The organism is Streptococcus sp. HMSC071H03 (assembly GCF_001813035.1).
Lineage (GTDB): Bacteria > Bacillota > Bacilli > Lactobacillales > Streptococcaceae > Streptococcus > Streptococcus anginosus.
The window spans coordinates 262,379-279,672 of sequence record NZ_KV811162.1 but is presented as its reverse complement, the minus strand read 5'-3'; the positions used below and the strand labels follow the sequence as shown (position 1 = coordinate 279,672).

Genomic DNA, 17,294 nt, shown 5'->3' with positions numbered 1-17,294 from the left:
ATATTTTCCTTTTACAAATTTCCTATTTCTTGCTATAATGTTTTGTATGAAAGAAGTCTCATGCAATTACTTGCTAGCGAGTCTGGGATGGTGGAAGCCAGATAAGAGCTAAATGAAGATGGAGCTTTCGGTAAATTTTAGTCCTTGATGTTATCTTAAGGCTATATTAACAATGAAGTAATAAACTAGGGTGGAACCGCGTTTTGACGCCCCTATACAAATCTGTATAGGTATCGTGTCAAGTGCAGTTCTGCTTTTTGTTTTGTCAGTCAAATTGATTCACTTGTTGACGCTAGTGTTATTTCTACTATAAACTCAGGTTAGTAAGAATATTATCATAAAAAGAATGGAGTATCTTATGTCAAAGAAGTTGACTTTTCAAGAAATTATTTTAACGTTGCAGCAATTCTGGAATGATCAGGGCTGTATGCTTATGCAGGCTTACGATAATGAAAAAGGTGCTGGTACCATGAGTCCTTATACTTTCTTGCGTGCCATTGGTCCTGAGCCGTGGAATGCAGCTTATGTAGAGCCTTCACGTCGTCCAGCAGATGGACGTTACGGTGAAAATCCGAATCGCCTTTACCAACACCACCAGTTTCAAGTTGTGATGAAACCAAGTCCAAGTAATATTCAAGAGCTGTATTTGCAGTCTTTGGAGTTATTGGGAATTAATCCGTTGGAACATGATATTCGCTTTGTAGAGGACAATTGGGAAAATCCTTCAACAGGTTCTGCAGGTCTAGGATGGGAAGTATGGCTTGACGGTATGGAAATTACGCAGTTTACTTATTTCCAACAGGTCGGTGGTTTGCCTACCAACCCAGTGACATCTGAAGTTACCTATGGTTTGGAGCGTCTGGCATCTTATATCCAAGAGGTGGATTCTGTTTATGATATTGAATGGGCTGATGGCGTAAAATACGGAGAAATCTTCCGCCAACCAGAATTTGAACATTCAAAATACAGTTTTGAAGTGAGCGACCAAGCTTTGCTTTTAGCAAATTTTGATCATTTTGAAGCAGAAGCGAAACGCTGTTTAGAATACAATCTCGTCCATCCTGCTTATGATTATGTGCTGAAATGTTCTCATACTTTTAATTTATTGGACGCTCGCGGAGCTGTTTCTGTGACAGAACGTGCAGGCTACATTGCTCGCATTCGCAATTTAGCACGTATTGTTGCTAAAACTTTTGTGGCAGAGCGCAGACGACTGGGCTATCCATTATTGGATGAAGCAACACGTGAGAAGTTATTGGCTGAGGAGGAATAAAAATGACAAAGAATTTATTGGTTGAGTTAGGGCTAGAAGAAATGCCAGCTTATGTTGTGACACCAAGCATGAAGCAATTACGTGATAAAATTGCAGCCTTTTTAACAGATAATCGTTTAACTTTTGATAAGATTGAAATGTTTTCAACTCCTCGTCGCTTGGCTGTGCGCGTGTCCAATCTAAGTGAAAAGCAAACAGATTTAACAGAAGATTTTAAAGGACCAAGCAAGAAGATTGCTTTGGATGCAGATGGTCATTTTACGAAAGCTGCGCAAGGCTTTGTTCGTGGAAAAGGCTTGACGGTTGAAGATATCACATTTCGTGAAGTAAAAGGCGAAGAATATGTCTATGTCACCAAGCAAGAAATCGGAAAACCTGTTGAGGAATTGATTGACGGAGTTGCCGATGTGCTGACCTCTCTGAGCTTTCCGGTCAATATGCACTGGGGCACCAATACATTTGAATATATTCGCCCCGTTCATACCCTAACTGTGTTGTTGGATGATGAGTCCTTTTTGATGAATTTGTTTGATATTGAAAGTGGACGGACAAGTCGGGGTCATCGTTTTCTCGGTCATGAAGTGAAGATTCAGTCAGCAGATTCTTATGAAGAGGACTTGCGCAAAGTTTTTGTCATTGCCAGCCCAATGGAACGCGAAAACATGATTTTGGATCAAATCAAAGAAATCGAGAAAATGCACAATGTTCATGTGGAGATTGACGAAGATTTGCTGGATGAAGTGCTGAATTTGATTGAATACCCAACCGCTTTTATCGGACGTTTTGACGAGCGTTACCTAGATGTACCTGAGGAAGTCCTTGTGACTTCCATGAAAGTCAATCAACGCTACTTTGTTGTTCGTAACGAAAATGGCAAGCTACTTCCATATTTTGTATCGGTACGTAACGGAAATGCAGAACATCTCGAAAATGTGGTCAAAGGGAATCAGAAAGTGTTGGTAGCTCGTTTGGAAGATGCAGAATTTTTCTGGCGCGAAGACCAACGATTGGTTATTTCTGATTTGGTTGAAAAGTTGAAAAATGTGACCTTCCATGAAAAAATCGGCTCTCTAGCAGAGCACATGGAGCGAACAGCAAAAATTGCAGCCCTTTTAGCAGAAAAAGCTCAGTTATCTAAGCAAGAAATGAAAGACGTAGCGCGAGCTGCAGCTATTTACAAGTTTGATTTGTTGACTGGTATGGTTGGTGAGTTTGATGAGCTGCAAGGTATCATGGGGGAAAAATACGCCCTGCTTGCAGGAGAAAACACAGCAGTAGCTAGAGCTATTCGAGAGCATTATTTACCAACTGCCAGTGACGGTGAATTGCCAGACACGAAAGTTGGTGCCATTTTAGCCATTGCAGACAAGATGGATACGATTCTTTCTTTCTTCTCGGTCGGACTCATTCCAAGTGGTTCAAATGATCCTTATGCTCTTCGTAGAGCAACGCAAGGTGCCGTGCGTATTCTTGATAAATTTGGTTGGCACATTGCTTTAGATGAATTGGTAGAAGAGATTTATGCGCTGCAATTTGACAGTCTCACATATAGCAATAAAGAACAAGTGCTTGATTTCTTCCGTGCACGTATTGAAAAAATGATGGACAGCGATGTTCCAAAAGATATCGTGTCTTCTGTTTTAAATAGTTCAACGTTTGTTGTGCGGGACTTGGTTGAAGCAGCAAGTCGTTTGGCAGAAAAAGCACAAGAAGATTCTTTCAAATCGTCGGTCGAAAGTTTAGCACGTGTCTTTAACTTAGCAGAAAAAGCAGAAACGGCTGGTGTTGTGGACGAGAGTCTCTTTGAAAATGCCGAAGAAAAAGCCCTTCATGCAGCAGTAGAAAACTTAACGTTATCTGATGACTTAACAGATAATATTGAGCAACTCTTCGCTTTAAGTCCAGTGATTGACGCTTTCTTTGACAATACTATGGTTATGGCTGAAGATGAAACAATCCGAGCAAATCGTTTGGCACTCATAGCTGCCTTAATGACGAAAGCCAAAAAAGTGGCACAATTTAACCAAATCAATACAAAATAATCCAAGGAGGGAAAAATGGAACCAAAGAAAATCGAACGTATCAACGAACTTGCCAAAAAGAAAAAAACAGTTGGTCTAACGCCAGAAGAAAAAGTAGAGCAAGCTAAATTGCGTGAAGAATACATTGAAGGCTATCGTCGTAGCGTTCGCCACCACATTGAAGGGATTAAAATTGTGGATGAAGAGGGCAATGACATCACGCCAGAAAAACTTCGCCAAGTCCAACGTGAAAAAGGCTTGCATGGTCGAAGTTTAGATGATCCAAATTCGTAATAAAGGCAGCAAAAATCGCCGAGAAACATTCTCGGCGATTTTTGCTAGGCTATTTTGTAATATCTTCAAAATGGTCAAATGTTTGACTGTCAATAACTGCCATCAACAATTCGTCCTTTTTAAAGGTATAGTCAGGTGATGTATCAATGTTGAGAACACCGTCGGGCATTTCTCGAAAACCAATGATATTGAGGTTGTAGTTTTGACGAAGTTTTAATTGGGCTAAATTCTTACCAATCCAAGACTGAGGTGGATAAAATTCGATAATAGATACATTTTTATCTAGTTCAATGACGTCAGTCGTAGCTTGATGCAGGATATTTTTTGCAAGTGAAATTCCTGTTTCACGCTCAGGGGAGATACAGCGATCTGCTCCGACCTTTAGCAGCACTTCACGGGTTGTTTTACTTTTCACCTTGGCAATTACTTTTTCAACGCCTAATGATTTGCAGTGCATGACGGCAAGGACACTCGATTCTAGATTGTCACCAGTAGCGACCACTACCGTATCACAGGTATCAATTCCTGCAGCTTGCAGCAAATCGTGGTCTGTAATATCTCCGACCACGCCTCGTGCTAAAATGGGTTCAAAATGGTTGATGACATCTTCATGATCGTCAACAGCGATAATATCGCAGTTGTATTTACGGAGCGTGTTAATGATACTGCGACCAAAAACTCCTAGTCCTAGTATGCCAATTGTTCGTTTATCCATGAAATTCCTTCCTATCCGATAATAATATTTGCGTTGGAAAATTTAATCGTATCTTTTTTCTTTGATTTTCGATTGGAGAGACTAACGATTAGGGTCAGTGGTCCAATTCGTCCGATAAACATCAAAAACATAATCACCGTTAAGGCGGCATGATTTAAAGTAGGCGTTAGATTTGCCGTTACGCCTACCGTTCCAAGAGCGGACATGGCTTCAAACATTAAGTAAATAAAGCGATGTCCGTTATCAGCGACCATAGTCAAAAAAGTCAAGCCAATGATAAAGGTTGTTGTAAAGACAATCAAGACACTAAAGGCTTTTTGAATGGTAGAGGGAGAAAACGTATGGTGTCCAAAATTAGTATGAGGCAAGCCAAGGATTTCCGTTCGGGCAAAGGCTAATACGACCAAAAAAGTAGTGATTTTCAGTCCCCCTGCTGTTCCTCCGGGAGCACCCCCTAGAAACATTTGAATGATGTAAAGGAGAAGTGTCACTGGGCGAGCTTGTGTATAGTCAATTGTTGCAAAGCCGGCCGTCCGCATGGTGACGGTTTGAAAGAAGCTGACTAAAAGTTTCTTTTCAAAGGGAAGTCGACCAATAGTAGCTGTATTTTGATATTCTGTCAGAAATGTCAAGCAGGTTCCACTGATTAAGATGAGAGCTGTTAAAGCAAGAACCAATTTTGTGTGAAAGCGTAATTTCCGCTTGTGTCCTTTTGTCTGGATATTTGTTTTTAAGTCAAACCAAACTGAAAAACCCAAGCCTCCCATGATAATCAAGGCAGCAATGGTCAAATTGACCAAGGCATCTGTTTTATAAGCTAGCAAGCTAGTGCTTCCTAAGTTGTCAAATCCAGCATTACAAAATGCAGAGATAGCAAGGAAAATGGAGGTTAGAAGTCCTTTTCCCCATCCTAAAAGGGGGACAAAGCGAAAACTGAGGATAAATGCTCCAAGAGCTTCAATGCTGAAAGTAATGAGAAAAATGGAGCGAAGAAAGTCGCGAATAGAATTTGTCTCATCTCGACTAAGACTTTCTTGTAAAGTAGTACGATTGGAAAAACTGAGTTTCTGATTGGAGCGGACATAAATCAGCCCAATAAAGCTAATCAGCCCCAATCCGCCAATCTGAATGAGGAGCATACAGATAATCTGTCCCCAAACATTGTAAGTATCTGCAACAGACTGCGTAAAAAGCCCCGTCACACAGACCATTGAAACTGATGTAAAGAGGTGGTCAAAATAATTAGCTTTAGAAGTCGCTGTCTGCATAAAAGGCAGATTTAAAAGAAGAGAGCCCACCACAATTACAAGGGCAAAGCTCAATAAAATGCGCCTAGCAGGAGATAATCTTGATAAAAAACGTGACATTCGTATCTTCCTTCATAGAATAATGACTTTATTTTACCACAAAGCAGCTTAAAAAACGAGAAGGAAGGCGCAAGAAGTCTAATCCTTCTTCAAAAATTTTCGACCGAGAAAGATGCAGCAAGCAAACACTGCCACATCTATCCAAAACAATATCGGATCTGTCAAGGTGAAGAAAAAGTAGAAGGAAATGATAAAGAGAATAGCTAGAAGAGGTAAGATAATTTTTTTGTATTGTTGAAGATTCATTTGAATTTAGTCTTTCTATTTTTTACTTGTTCCAAAAAAGTGTGTTTAGGTCTGTCTTCAAAGCTAGCGCTAAACTAATGCAAAGTTCTAGTGTGGGATTATATTTGTTGTTTTCAATCATGTTAATTGTCTGCCGCGAAACGCCGATTTGTTTGGCAAGGTCTAGTTGCGAGAGTCCTAGATTTTTTCGGAAATCTTTCACGTGATTCATGCATTTCTCCTTATCCTAGTGTCAAATATAAGTGACTTTTGCCCTTTTATTATAAATATATTCGGGAAATATGTCAAGTATAATTGACAAAAAACTTTACATGATTCTAAAATTCTTTTTTTAAATCTTTGTGGTATAATAGTAAAGATATGACAAATGAATTTCATCATGTAACAGTTCTTCTGCACGAAACCATTGATCAACTTGATATAAAACCAAATGGAGTCTATGTTGATGCAACATTAGGTGGAGCAGGGCATAGCGAATATTTATTGAGTAAATTAGGAAAAAACGGTCATCTATATGCTTTTGATCAAGATCGGACTGCTATTGAGCATGCTCAAAAACGCTTAGCGTCGTATGTTGAACAAGGAATGGTGACTTTTATCAATGACAATTTTCGTCATTTAAAAGCTCGCTTGAATGAACTAGGTGTTGAAGAAATTGATGGTATTTGTTATGATTTAGGAGTTTCGAGTCCGCAACTTGATGAGCGTGAGCGTGGCTTTTCCTATAAACAAGATGCTCCGCTTGATATGCGAATGAATCGTGAGGCAAAGCTAACAGCTTATGAAGTAGTTAATCAATATAGCTATCATGATTTAGTGCGGATTTTTTTTAAGTATGGGGAAGATAAGTTTTCAAAACAAATTGCTCGTAAAATTGAGCAAATGCGTGAAAAGAAACTGATTGAGACCACTACGGAGTTGGCAGAGATTATTAAATCTGCTAAGCCTGCCAAGGAATTAAAGAAAAAAGGTCACCCAGCTAAACAGATTTTTCAAGCCATTCGTATTGAGGTCAATGATGAGTTGGGAGCGGCAGACGAGTCCATTCAACAGGCGATGGATTTATTATCGGTTGATGGGCGGATTTCTGTGATTACCTTTCATTCGTTAGAAGACCGCTTGACCAAGCAACTTTTTAAAGAGGCATCAACAGTGGATGTGCCGAAAGGTTTACCATTTATTCCAGAGGATTTACAACCTAAAATGAAATTGGTCACTCGGAAACCCATTTTACCAAGTAAAGAAGAACTAGATAACAATAATCGCGCGCATTCAGCTAAGCTGCGTGTGGCACAAAAAGTACATAAGTGAGGATTGAGATGGCAAATAATAGACCAAGAACGGCCAGTCAGATACTTCAGGCGCGTATTCAAAGATTTTCTCGTGTTGAAAAGGCATTTTATGGCGCTATAGTCTTGACGGCAGTTATCTTAGCGACAAGTGTTGTCTTTATGCAGACAAAATTATTGCAAGTGCAGCGTGATTTAACAACTGTCAATTCAAAAATCGAGGCGAAGCGAACAGAGTTAGATGATGCCAAGCAAGAGGTTAATGAATTGATCCGTAGTGAACGTTTGTCAAAATTAGCGAGTTCGCAAGAAATGACTCAGAATAATGAAAATATCAGAACGGCGGAGTAGAGCATGAATGGACTCAGAAGACGAATTTTAAACCATGCTTTGAAAAATCGGAGGAATCCTAGTTACAATCGTAGACGAGTAGGGAAAAATCTAAGCGTTTTGACGGTTTTTGTCTTTTTTGTTTTCCTAATCAATTTTGCAATTATCATTGGAACGGGAAAGAAGTTTGGCGTGAATTTAGCTGAACAGGCAAGTCAAGTGCATCAAATCACAAAGATCGTCCCAGCTAAACGTGGAACTATTTATGACCGTAATGGTTTGCCAATAGCTGAAGACGCGACTTCCTATAATGTTTATGCTGTTATTGATAAAAGTTATAAGTCAGCAACAGGAGAAATTCTCTATGTAGAAGAATCTCAATACGATAAGGTAGCTGATGTATTTAACAAGTATCTTGGTATGGACAAGGACTACGTCAAAAAACAACTATCTCGAAAAAAATTACAACAAGTTTCGTTTGGTGCTCAAGGGAATGGTATCAGTTATAGCAATATGAATACTATTCGTGAGGAATTGAAAAAAGCGAAAGTAAAGGGAGTTGATTTCACAACTAGTCCAAATAGAAGCTATAAAAATGGGAATTTTGCTTCTGTTTTTGTTGGATTGGCTCAGTTACAAGAAAATAAAGATGGTAGTAAAACACTTGTTGGAACAACAGGTTTAGAAGCTGCTTTAAACAAGACGTTAGCTGGAACAAATGGTGTCATCACCTATGAAAAAGATAAAAACGGAAATATAGTACCGGGATCAGACAAGGTTTCAAGGCAAACACAAGATGGAAAAGATGTTTATACAACCTTATCTTCGGATTTACAGTCTTTCCTTGAAACGCGGATGAATGCTTTTGTGGAAAAAGCTAAGGGAACTTATGCCAGTGCCACATTAGTTAGTGCAAAAACTGGAGAAATCCTTGCAACGACGCAGCGTCCAAGTTTTGATGCTGATACAAAGCAAGATCTGACAAAAGACTTTGCTTGGTCTAGTGCTCTCTATCAAAATCAGTATGAACCTGGCTCAACGATGAAGGTTATGACACTAGCTGCAGCTATAGACAATAACACTTTCCCAGAAAATGAAACGTATAATAATAGTGGGCTGCAAATTGCAGATGTAACGATTCGAGACTGGAATGTCAACATGGGACTTTCTGAAGGACAGACATTAACCTATGCTCAAGGTTTTGCTCTTTCTAGTAATGTGGGAATGGCTTCTCTTGAGAAAAAAATGGGTGACGAAAAATGGCTAGACTATCTTAGCAAGTTTAAATTTGGACTACCTACACGCTTTGGAATGAATTATGAAGATTACGGCGGTCTTCCAGCAGATAATATCGTTACGTATGCAATGAGTGCTTTTGGTCAAGGAATTTCGGTTACTCAAATACAAATGTTACGTGCTTTTTCTTCTATCGCCAATGATGGTGTAATGGTTGAACCAAAATTCATCAGTGCCATTTATGATTCCAAAAGCGGGAGTGCGCGTAAGGCTTCTACAGAAATTGTCGGGCACCCTGTTTCCAAAGATGCTGCTAAGTCAACGAGAGACCATATGGTGACTGTCGGTACAGATCCTATTTACGGAACCTTATATAGCAAGGCAGAAGGTCCGATTATCAAAGTGCCTAATCAAAATGTGGCAGTTAAATCTGGTACAGCACAAATTGCCGGAGAAAATGGCAGTGGTTATCTGACAGGGGCAAATGATTACATCTATTCTGTTGTGGCAATGACACCAGCAGAAAATCCTGATTTTATCATGTATGTAACTCTGAAACAGCCCTCAGAATCTTTCCAACCAATCTTCTGGAAAGAAGTTGTCAATCCGGTGCTAGAAGAAGCTGCAGCGATGAAGGATACGTTGAATTTGACGACGCAATCACCTGTTTTAAAGTCAGTTTCAAAAGAAATAACTTATAAAATGCCCTCTACTAAAAATACCAGCCCTGGTGATTTAGCGGATGAGTTACGACGCAATCTTGTACAACCTATTATCCTAGGTACTAGTAAAAATATTAAGAAAGTGTCTGTAAAAACAGGTGAAGCACTGGAACCCAATCAGCAAATTCTTGTCTTAACAGATGACTTTACTGAAATGCCGGATATGTACGGTTGGACGAAGAAAAATGCTGAAACATTCGGTGAATGGTTGGGCATAAAAGTGCATGTTAAGGGTAAAGGCTCTAAGGTCGTTGCCCAAAGTGTCAAAACCAACGCATCACTCAAGAAAATAAAAGAAATAACAATTACATTAGGAGATTAGCATGTTACAAGCTATCGTTGCAGGTGTTGTGACCTTTATTCTAACTCTGGTTGGAATACCTGCTTTTATTCGTTTTTATCATAAAGCTCATATTTCTGGGCAACAAATGCACGAGGATGTGAAGCAGCACCAAGCAAAAGCGGGAACTCCAACCATGGGTGGGACTGTTTTCTTGCTAGCTTCCGTTTTGTCCAGTTTTGTGATTGCACTTATATCAAGAGAACTCTCAAGCGCTGCTTTGATGATATTGTTTATTCTTGTTTTGTACGGTATTGTTGGTTTCTTGGATGACTTTTTAAAGATTTTTCGCAAAATAAATGAAGGCTTAAATCCCAAGCAAAAATTAGCTCTTCAAATTATCGGTGGTATTGTTTTTTACTTCTTCTTTGACACCCACGGTGGAGGCGATTTGCTTAATGTTTTTGGTTTCCCACTTCATTTAGGTTATCTTTATATCGCTTTTGCCCTCTTTTGGTTGGTTGGTTTTTCCAATGCAGTCAATTTGACAGATGGCATTGATGGATTAGCCAGCATTTCTGTTACAATCAGTTTGACAGCTTATGCAGTTATTGCGGTGGTTCAGCATCGTTTTGATATTTTAATTGTCATTTTGAGTATGATTGGCGGTCTGCTTGCCTTCTTCATTTTCAATCATAAACCAGCTAAAATTTTTATGGGTGATGTAGGGAGCTTAGCACTTGGTGGTATGTTAGCAGCCATTTCGATGGCGCTTCATCAAGAATGGACGCTGCTCATCATTGGAATTGTCTATGTCTTTGAAACAACTTCGGTTATGATGCAGGTTTCTTATTTCAAATTGACCGGCGGCAAACGTATTTTTCGGATGACACCAGTTCATCATCATTTTGAACTGGGAGGTCTATCAGGTCATGGTAAAGCTTGGAGCGAATGGAAAGTTGATTTCTTTTTCTGGGGAATCGGTCTTATAGCTAGCTTACTAACACTTGCGATTTTATATTTATAAGAGAAACGAGGTGGGGACAATATTATTTCTGCCTTGCTTTTTTGTGACGAAAACTTCGTCCCTACCTCACTAGTCTTCTAGATTGCTGAATAATCACCCCTCTGAGAGATGAGGTTAGAAACTAAAAATGCAAATTTTATCTCTGGATGTCTCTTTTTTTGTTTTAAATAGCAGAAAATCCGAAAAATATATTAAAAAATCATGATTTTTCTTGTACTTATACGAAAAAAGTGTATAATAGGTTCAATATTTAGTTGAAGGAGGGGAGTAGTTGCTATCTTCATAAAGTAGAATGGCTTATTTTTTAACTTTAAAAGAATGTTTATTCAATTTGAGTCAAAAGATAAAATTTGTTATTTTTGTTTCTTTATGTATTTCGTGGCTTATTTTAATCATATTATGCAGCAAATAACTAGTATTTTGAATAAATAATATTTTCTGTCAAAAACAGCTCTTTACTTTTTGAAAATATTCCGGTATAATATTCAATGTAACAAGATGTGACATTAGAGGAGGTTTATCTATGAAATCATCAAAATGGATTATTGCAACAGGAGTTGTACTAAGTGCTGGAATCTTATTGGCAGGTTGTGGCAAGTCAGCTTCTAGCACATCAACTTATTCATACGTGTATACACAAGATCCAGACACGCTAAATTATCTGATGGCGAACCGTGCGACAACTTCAGATGTTGTGACTAACTTAGTTGATGGATTATTGGAAAATGACCAGTACGGAAATTTAGTTCCGGCGCTTGCTAAGTCATGGACAGTCTCCAAAGATGGCTTGACATATACGTATAAATTACGTAAAGATGCTAAATGGTACACATCAGAAGGTGAAGAGTACGCAAGTGTAAAAGCGCAAGACTTTGTAACTGGCTTGAAATACGCCGCAGATAATAAATCAGAAGCCCTTTACCTCATTCAAGATTCTGTCAAAGGTTTGGATGCTTACATCAAGGGTGAAACGAAAGATTTTTCAATGGTTGGAGTAAAAGCTCTAGATGACTATACAGTACAGTATACACTCAGCCGTGCAGAGACTTATTGGAATTCAAAAACGACCAATAATATCCTCTTCCCAGTTAATGCAGATTTCTTGAAATCACAAGGAAAAAATTTTGGTTCTGTAAAACCAACCAGCATTCTATACAATGGTCCTTATCTATTGAAGTCTCTGACAGCCAAGTCTTCTATGGAATTTGCTAAAAATCCTCATTACTATGATAAAAAGAATGTTCATTTGGATAACATTAAATTGACATATTATGACGGCTCTGACCAAGAAGCCCTTATCCGTAACTTCACAGATGGTGCCTATAGTGCAGCTCGTCTTTATCCAAATAGCTCTAGTTTTGCTTCTGTTAAGAAACAATATGCTAACAATATCATCTATAGTTTGCAAGATGCGACCAGCTACTATTATAACTTTAATTTAAATCGTCAGTCTTACAACCATACATCGAAGAAAACAGATGCTCAAAAGGCTGCGACACAAGAAGCGGTGCTAAACAAAGCTTTCCGTCAAGCTATCAACTTTGCCTATAATCGTACTTCTTATGGTGCACAAAGTAATGGGAAAGACGGAGCAACAAAGGTATTGCGGAACACACTCGTGCCACCAACATTTGTTTCTATCGGTGATAAAACGTTTGGTGATGTTGTGTCTTCTAAGCTAGTAAACTATGGCTCAGAATGGTCAAACATGAATTTAGCCGATGCACAAGATGCTTATTACAATCCAGAAAAAGCTAAAGCAAAGTTTGCTCAAGCTAAAGCAGAACTGCAAGCAAAGGGTGTTCAGTTCCCTATCCACTTAGATGTACCAGCTGATCAGACAAGTAAAATTGGTGTTCAATGGGAAAGTTCCATGAAGCAATCTGTTGAGTCCGTCTTGGGCACAGAAAATGTTGTCATTGATATTCAACAAATGAGTTCAGATGAATTAAATAATATCAGTTATTTTGCTAATACAGCTGCTCAAAAAGACTACGATCTGTATAATGGTGGTTGGTCTGGTGACTATCAAGACCCATCTACTTATCTAGATACTTTGAATACAAAAAATGGTGGTAGTTTACAAAACTTTGGTCTGGAACCAGGTCAAGAAAATGATAAGATCAAGGCAGTTGGACTGGACACATATACAGAGATGCTAGCAGAAGCAAATGCTGAAACCAATGAAACTACACGCTATGAAAAATATGCCGAGGCACAAGCATGGTTAATCGATAGTGGCTTGACAATGCCAAACCTCTCTCTTGGAGGAACACCGTCCGTGACGAAAACAGTTCCATTTAGCCGTTCTTACTCATTAGTTGGAATCAAAGGTGCTTCAAGCAGTTACTTTAAATATGTCAAATTGCAAGACAAAATTGTAACAACAAAAGAATACGAAAGTGCTAAAAAGAAATGGCTAAAAGAAAAAGAAATCTCTAATAAAAAAGCACAAGATGACTACGAAAATCATGTGAAATAAAACAAATGTAAGAAACTTCTACAAACGATAAGCTTCGTAGGAGTTTCTTTTTGTTGTCATGTCTAAAGAACATATATTGAAGAAGTTTCAAACAAGAGTTGGCATTAGGGAGTGATTTTAAGTGCTGACAGATACATTTTTTCAAAAAATTTTCTTGACAAGGAGTTTCTATCCTGTTATACTAATAAGGTACTCAATCGCGGGGATGGCGGAATTGGCAGACGCGCAGGACTAAGGATCCTGTGACCGCTTTAGGTCGTGAGGGTTCAAGTCCCTCTCTCCGCATCAGGTAAGCTGGCTTCGGCCGGTTTTTTTGTTTCATTATTTTTGAAATGTGAGGAAAGAAAAACAGTTTTATAATAGAAAACGCTTAAAAGGTTAGGAAATGCTGGTATTTTTTCCTAAAAAGTGATAAAATAAACAATGTAAATGGGAAACCCCATAAAAATAAATAGGAGGCCTAATACTAATGGCAATCGTTTCAGCAGAAAAATTTGTCCAAGCAGCTCGTGACAATGGTTATGCAGTTGGTGGATTTAATACAAACAACCTTGAGTGGACTCAAGCTATCTTGCGTGCAGCAGAAGCTAAAAAAGCTCCAGTTCTTATCCAAACTTCTATGGGTGCTGCTAAATATATGGGTGGTTACAAAGTATGTAAACTTCTCATCGAAAACCTTGTAGAATCAATGGGAATTACTGTACCAGTTGCTATTCATCTTGACCATGGTCATTATGAAGATGCACTTGAATGTATCAAAGTTGGTTACACTTCAGTTATGTTTGATGGTTCTCATCTTCCAGTTGAAGAAAATCTTGAAAAAGCTCGCAAAGTGGTTGAATTTGCGCATGCAAATGGCGTGTCAGTAGAAGCTGAAGTTGGTACAATCGGTGGTGAAGAAGATGGTATCATCGGTGATGGTGAATTGGCTCCAATCGAAGATGCAAAAGCAATGGTTGAAACTGGAATTGACTTCCTTGCAGCAGGTATTGGGAACATTCATGGACCATACCCAGCTAACTGGAAAGGTCTTCACCTTGACCACTTGCAAAAATTGACAGAAGCTGTTCCTGGATTCCCAATCGTACTTCACGGTGGTTCAGGTATTCCTGACGACCAAATCCAAGCAGCAATTAAACTTGGTGTTGCTAAGGTAAATGTAAACACTGAATGTCAAATTGCCTTTGCAAAAGCTACTCGTAAATTCGTTGCTGAATACGAAGCAAACGAAGCAGAATACGATAAGAAGAAACTCTTTGACCCACGTAAATTCTTGAAACCAGGTTTCGAAGCAATTACAGAAGCTGTTGAAGAACGTATTGACGTATTTGGTTCAGAAGGTAAAGCTTAATCGCTTACTAAATAAACAAGAAAATCTCGCCTTGTGCGGGATTTTTGTTGAATAAATAAAAGATAAAAATTTGTTGGCAGGAATGGGAGAGAGGAATGGCTCAGATTAAAGAAATCAAGAAAGACTATCATAGACAAGGGATTGGGTCAAAGCTAGTGAATGTTTTGGAAATGGCAGCAAGACAACAAGTTGACTATTTACAAGTCAAAACAGTGGCACCGGGTCATTATCCAACCTACGATAGAACGAATGCTTTCTATCAGGCTCAAGGTTTTAAAAAATTAGAAATCTTCCCTCAGCTGTGGGATTCACACAATCCCTGCATGGTTTTAATCGAGAAAATTTCCTAAAAACTTCTTGACAAAAAAAATTGACGTGTTAGAATAAGTATGTGTTGAATGCCGATTTAGCTCAGTTGGTAGAGCAACGCACTCGTAACGCGTAGGTCGTAGGTTCAAGCCCTATAATCGGCATCATTGAAGGTCTTCATTGAATTGAAGGCTTTTTTGTTGTTTATACAGTACGTAAAAAGGGGCTATAATCTGGTCAGCTCATGAAAAACAAGTAAGTTATTCAGATTTCACGACCACTTACCTATCCGAATGAACCACTTACTGAAAATCGCTTGAATTTCATGTGACAATTGTTATAATAAAATAAAGAAAAGCGAGGGGAGCGTTTATGAAAATTCGAGTAGAGTTAGATTCGAATCTGGAAGAAGCAGAAATTGTCATTAAGGCACCTCGCTTTGATGAACAGATAGAGCGCATTCAACGTTCTCTGGAAGAAGTTGCCAAGCCATCTATACTTTTTTACAAAGATACGAGTGAATATTATGTTGATTTAGCAGATATCCTCTTCTTTGAAACGGATGGAAATAAAATTTTTGCGCATGCTCGAAATAATGCTTATGAAGTCAAACTGAAATTGTATGAGCTAGAAGAATGTTTGCCGCGGTATTTCTGTCGTATTTCTAAATCAACGATTACGAATATTAAAGCAATTTATTCATTAGAAAAGTCTTTTTCAGGAACGAGCAGTATTCGCTTTTATGATACCCATAAGCAAGTGCATGTGTCTAGGCATTATTTTCAATTCTTAAAAGAAAAATTAAGTGAAATGAGGTAAATATTATGAGAAAAACATTGTTTGGAGTGGGGTTTTTGGTATTAGCCGGCTGGGTGCTGCTACAAGGAAATTTTGGTATTCCGCTTATTGATTTCAATTTTTGGCCAATGCTTGTTGTGCTTGGATTTGCTTACTTTGCAATTGAAAATTTTTGGAGAGGAAATTTATCTGGCGGGATTATTTTAGCCATTATTTCCTTAATCGTTGCAAATAGCAGCTATCACTTTTTGCCCATCTCATCTGGAACGATTTTCCTAGCAGGGATTTTGGCTTCTATTGGTATTGGCTTAATTTTCAAACCAAAACGAATTTGGGGTGTTTATCGTGGTTCAAATGCTCATCGCATTATAAATGGGGATATTAATTTTGGAAGTGGTACGCGCTACATCAATTCGGAAGATTTTACCTATGAAACGCTAGATTGTACCTTTGGCAATGCCACAGTTTATTTTGACAATGCCACGATAAAAGGCGATTCTGCGACCTTTGATATTGATGTTTCTTTTGGAAATGCTACATTATATGTGCCGAGCAATTGGCGTGTGGAGTTGGATGTAGACAATGCTTTCGGCACAGTTACCAATCCCCGTAACATCAATGAGAAAGACAAGACCCTCTATGTAAAGGGAGATGTATCTTTCGGTCGTTTGGGAATTATCTATATTTAAGACTGGTGGATTGGGGCTGCCTTGGCTAAATTTTGAAATATAGAGAAAATAGTCTTGCAAAATCATAGAAATTGTGATAAAATTTTACGGTATGTGGTATAAAACCCGTGAAACTAATCAGGAGGACAAGTATCAATGGCAAAAGTATGTTACTTTACAGGTCGTAAAACTGTATCAGGAAACAACCGCTCTCACGCAATGAACCAAACAAAACGTACTGTGAAACCAAATCTTCAAAAGGTGACAATCTTAGTTGATGGTAAACCTAAGAAAGTTTGGGCTTCAGCACGTGCCCTTAAATCAGGCAAAGTTGAACGCGTTTAATTTATGAAGAATCGGACCTCTGGGGTCCCTTTTCTTTTTGTACAAGAAAATAGATTTTTTAGGACAAGGAAAATCCCCAACATTGACTGAATACTTTCTAATTATGTACTCTCTCTTTTACAGTCCGCGTAAAATATGGTAAAATAAACTATAAAATACTTTTGAGGTAGAAACTATGACTGTAAAAATCAATACAAAAGATGGTCAAATCGAACTGACAGATGATGTCATTGCGACAATTGTTGGTGGGGCAGCAACTGAAATTTTTGGTGTAGTCGGAATGGCCAGCAAAAATGCCATTAAAGATAATTTTCAAGCTTTGTTGGGCAAAGAAAATTATGCGAAAGGCGTTGTAGTAAAGACAACGGAAGAAGGTAGCATTGCTGTTGATGTTTATACAGTTTTGAGCTATGGTACCAAGATCAGTGAAGTGTCTAAAAATATTCAAGAACGTGTGAAATTCAGTCTTGAAAATCAGCTTGGAATTACTGCTGAAACAGTAAATGTCTATATCCAAAATATTAAAGTTGTAGGAGAATAA

Annotated in this window: 16 protein-coding genes, 2 tRNA genes and 1 pseudogene; 16 read left to right on the top strand and 3 right to left on the bottom strand. The window is 38.4% G+C overall.

Annotation, left to right across the window (positions count from 1 at the left end):
• Positions 1-358 precede the first annotated feature (358 nt).
• From glyQ to HMPREF2887_RS06450, 3 genes are read left to right on the top strand one after another with little or no spacing between them, the layout of a single operon-like run.
• Positions 359-1,273, top strand: coding sequence for a glycine--tRNA ligase subunit alpha (gene glyQ, locus HMPREF2887_RS06460; protein WP_003025941.1), 915 nt, complete (start codon positions 359-361; stop codon positions 1,271-1,273).
• A gap of 2 nt (positions 1,274-1,275) precedes the next feature.
• Positions 1,276-3,315: a glycine--tRNA ligase subunit beta gene (glyS, locus tag HMPREF2887_RS06455; RefSeq protein ID WP_021001290.1), complete on the top strand. Its 2,040-nt coding sequence runs from the start codon at positions 1,276-1,278 to the stop codon at positions 3,313-3,315.
• A 15-nt stretch (positions 3,316-3,330) separates the two neighbouring features.
• Complete coding sequence (locus HMPREF2887_RS06450; protein ID WP_003025937.1) at positions 3,331-3,588, top strand: DUF896 family protein; 258 nt, start codon at positions 3,331-3,333, stop codon at positions 3,586-3,588.
• Positions 3,589-3,637: 49 nt separating this feature from the next.
• On the opposite strand, the gene HMPREF2887_RS06445 is transcribed toward HMPREF2887_RS06450, so the two are convergent.
• The 3 genes from HMPREF2887_RS06445 to HMPREF2887_RS06435 form a co-directional block, all read right to left on the bottom strand.
• A complete protein-coding gene (locus HMPREF2887_RS06445) occupies positions 3,638-4,303 on the bottom strand; it encodes a potassium channel family protein (RefSeq protein WP_003025935.1) in 666 nt (221 codons plus the stop codon).
• Between the two features lie 11 nt (positions 4,304-4,314).
• A complete protein-coding gene (locus HMPREF2887_RS06440; protein WP_021001291.1) occupies positions 4,315-5,670 on the bottom strand; it encodes a TrkH family potassium uptake protein in 1,356 nt (451 codons plus the stop codon).
• Positions 5,671-5,938: 268 nt separating this feature from the next.
• The gene (locus HMPREF2887_RS06435; protein WP_057489574.1) at positions 5,939-6,127 is read right to left on the bottom strand and encodes a helix-turn-helix transcriptional regulator; all 189 of its coding nucleotides are present in this window, start codon (positions 6,125-6,127) and stop codon (positions 5,939-5,941) included.
• A gap of 149 nt (positions 6,128-6,276) precedes the next feature.
• Here HMPREF2887_RS06435 and rsmH point away from each other — a divergent pair, with 149 nt between their 5' ends.
• From rsmH to HMPREF2887_RS06370, 13 genes and pseudogenes are all read left to right on the top strand, one after another.
• Positions 6,277-7,227, top strand: coding sequence for a 16S rRNA (cytosine(1402)-N(4))-methyltransferase RsmH (gene rsmH, locus HMPREF2887_RS06430; RefSeq protein ID WP_057489575.1), 951 nt, complete (start codon positions 6,277-6,279; stop codon positions 7,225-7,227).
• A gap of 8 nt (positions 7,228-7,235) precedes the next feature.
• The gene (gene ftsL, locus HMPREF2887_RS06425) at positions 7,236-7,556 is read left to right on the top strand and encodes a cell division protein FtsL (protein WP_003025928.1); all 321 of its coding nucleotides are present in this window, start codon (positions 7,236-7,238) and stop codon (positions 7,554-7,556) included.
• A gap of 3 nt (positions 7,557-7,559) precedes the next feature.
• Positions 7,560-9,815 carry a penicillin-binding protein PBP2X gene (gene pbp2X / locus HMPREF2887_RS06420; RefSeq protein WP_057489576.1) on the top strand — a complete coding sequence of 752 codons (2,256 nt, stop codon included), beginning with the start codon at positions 7,560-7,562 and terminating at the stop codon, positions 9,813-9,815.
• Between the two features lies 1 nt (position 9,816).
• Positions 9,817-10,800: a phospho-N-acetylmuramoyl-pentapeptide-transferase gene (gene mraY, locus HMPREF2887_RS06415; RefSeq protein ID WP_021001293.1), complete on the top strand. Its 984-nt coding sequence runs from the start codon at positions 9,817-9,819 to the stop codon at positions 10,798-10,800.
• A 523-nt stretch (positions 10,801-11,323) separates the two neighbouring features.
• Positions 11,324-13,282: a peptide ABC transporter substrate-binding protein gene (locus HMPREF2887_RS06410; RefSeq protein ID WP_021001294.1), complete on the top strand. Its 1,959-nt coding sequence runs from the start codon at positions 11,324-11,326 to the stop codon at positions 13,280-13,282.
• A gap of 199 nt (positions 13,283-13,481) precedes the next feature.
• Positions 13,482-13,567: transfer RNA gene (locus HMPREF2887_RS06405), tRNA-Leu, on the top strand.
• A gap of 184 nt (positions 13,568-13,751) precedes the next feature.
• Positions 13,752-14,633 carry a class II fructose-bisphosphate aldolase gene (locus tag HMPREF2887_RS06400; protein ID WP_003025917.1) on the top strand — a complete coding sequence of 294 codons (882 nt, stop codon included), beginning with the start codon at positions 13,752-13,754 and terminating at the stop codon, positions 14,631-14,633.
• A 113-nt stretch (positions 14,634-14,746) separates the two neighbouring features.
• Positions 14,747-14,983, top strand: a pseudogene (locus tag HMPREF2887_RS06395) (GNAT family N-acetyltransferase); the annotation flags it as partial.
• 50 nt (positions 14,984-15,033) lie between these two features.
• Positions 15,034-15,106: transfer RNA gene (locus tag HMPREF2887_RS06390), tRNA-Thr, on the top strand.
• 208 nt (positions 15,107-15,314) lie between these two features.
• Positions 15,315-15,761 (top strand): LytTR family DNA-binding domain-containing protein, encoded by a 447-nt coding sequence (locus HMPREF2887_RS06385; RefSeq protein WP_003025913.1) that lies wholly within the window; start codon positions 15,315-15,317, stop codon positions 15,759-15,761.
• Between the two features lie 5 nt (positions 15,762-15,766).
• Positions 15,767-16,429, top strand: coding sequence for a LiaF transmembrane domain-containing protein (locus tag HMPREF2887_RS06380; protein ID WP_003025911.1), 663 nt, complete (start codon positions 15,767-15,769; stop codon positions 16,427-16,429).
• A gap of 135 nt (positions 16,430-16,564) precedes the next feature.
• Positions 16,565-16,753, top strand: coding sequence for a 50S ribosomal protein L28 (gene rpmB / locus HMPREF2887_RS06375; RefSeq protein ID WP_003025909.1), 189 nt, complete (start codon positions 16,565-16,567; stop codon positions 16,751-16,753).
• A gap of 175 nt (positions 16,754-16,928) precedes the next feature.
• Positions 16,929-17,294 (top strand): Asp23/Gls24 family envelope stress response protein, encoded by a 366-nt coding sequence (locus HMPREF2887_RS06370; RefSeq protein WP_003025907.1) that lies wholly within the window; start codon positions 16,929-16,931, stop codon positions 17,292-17,294.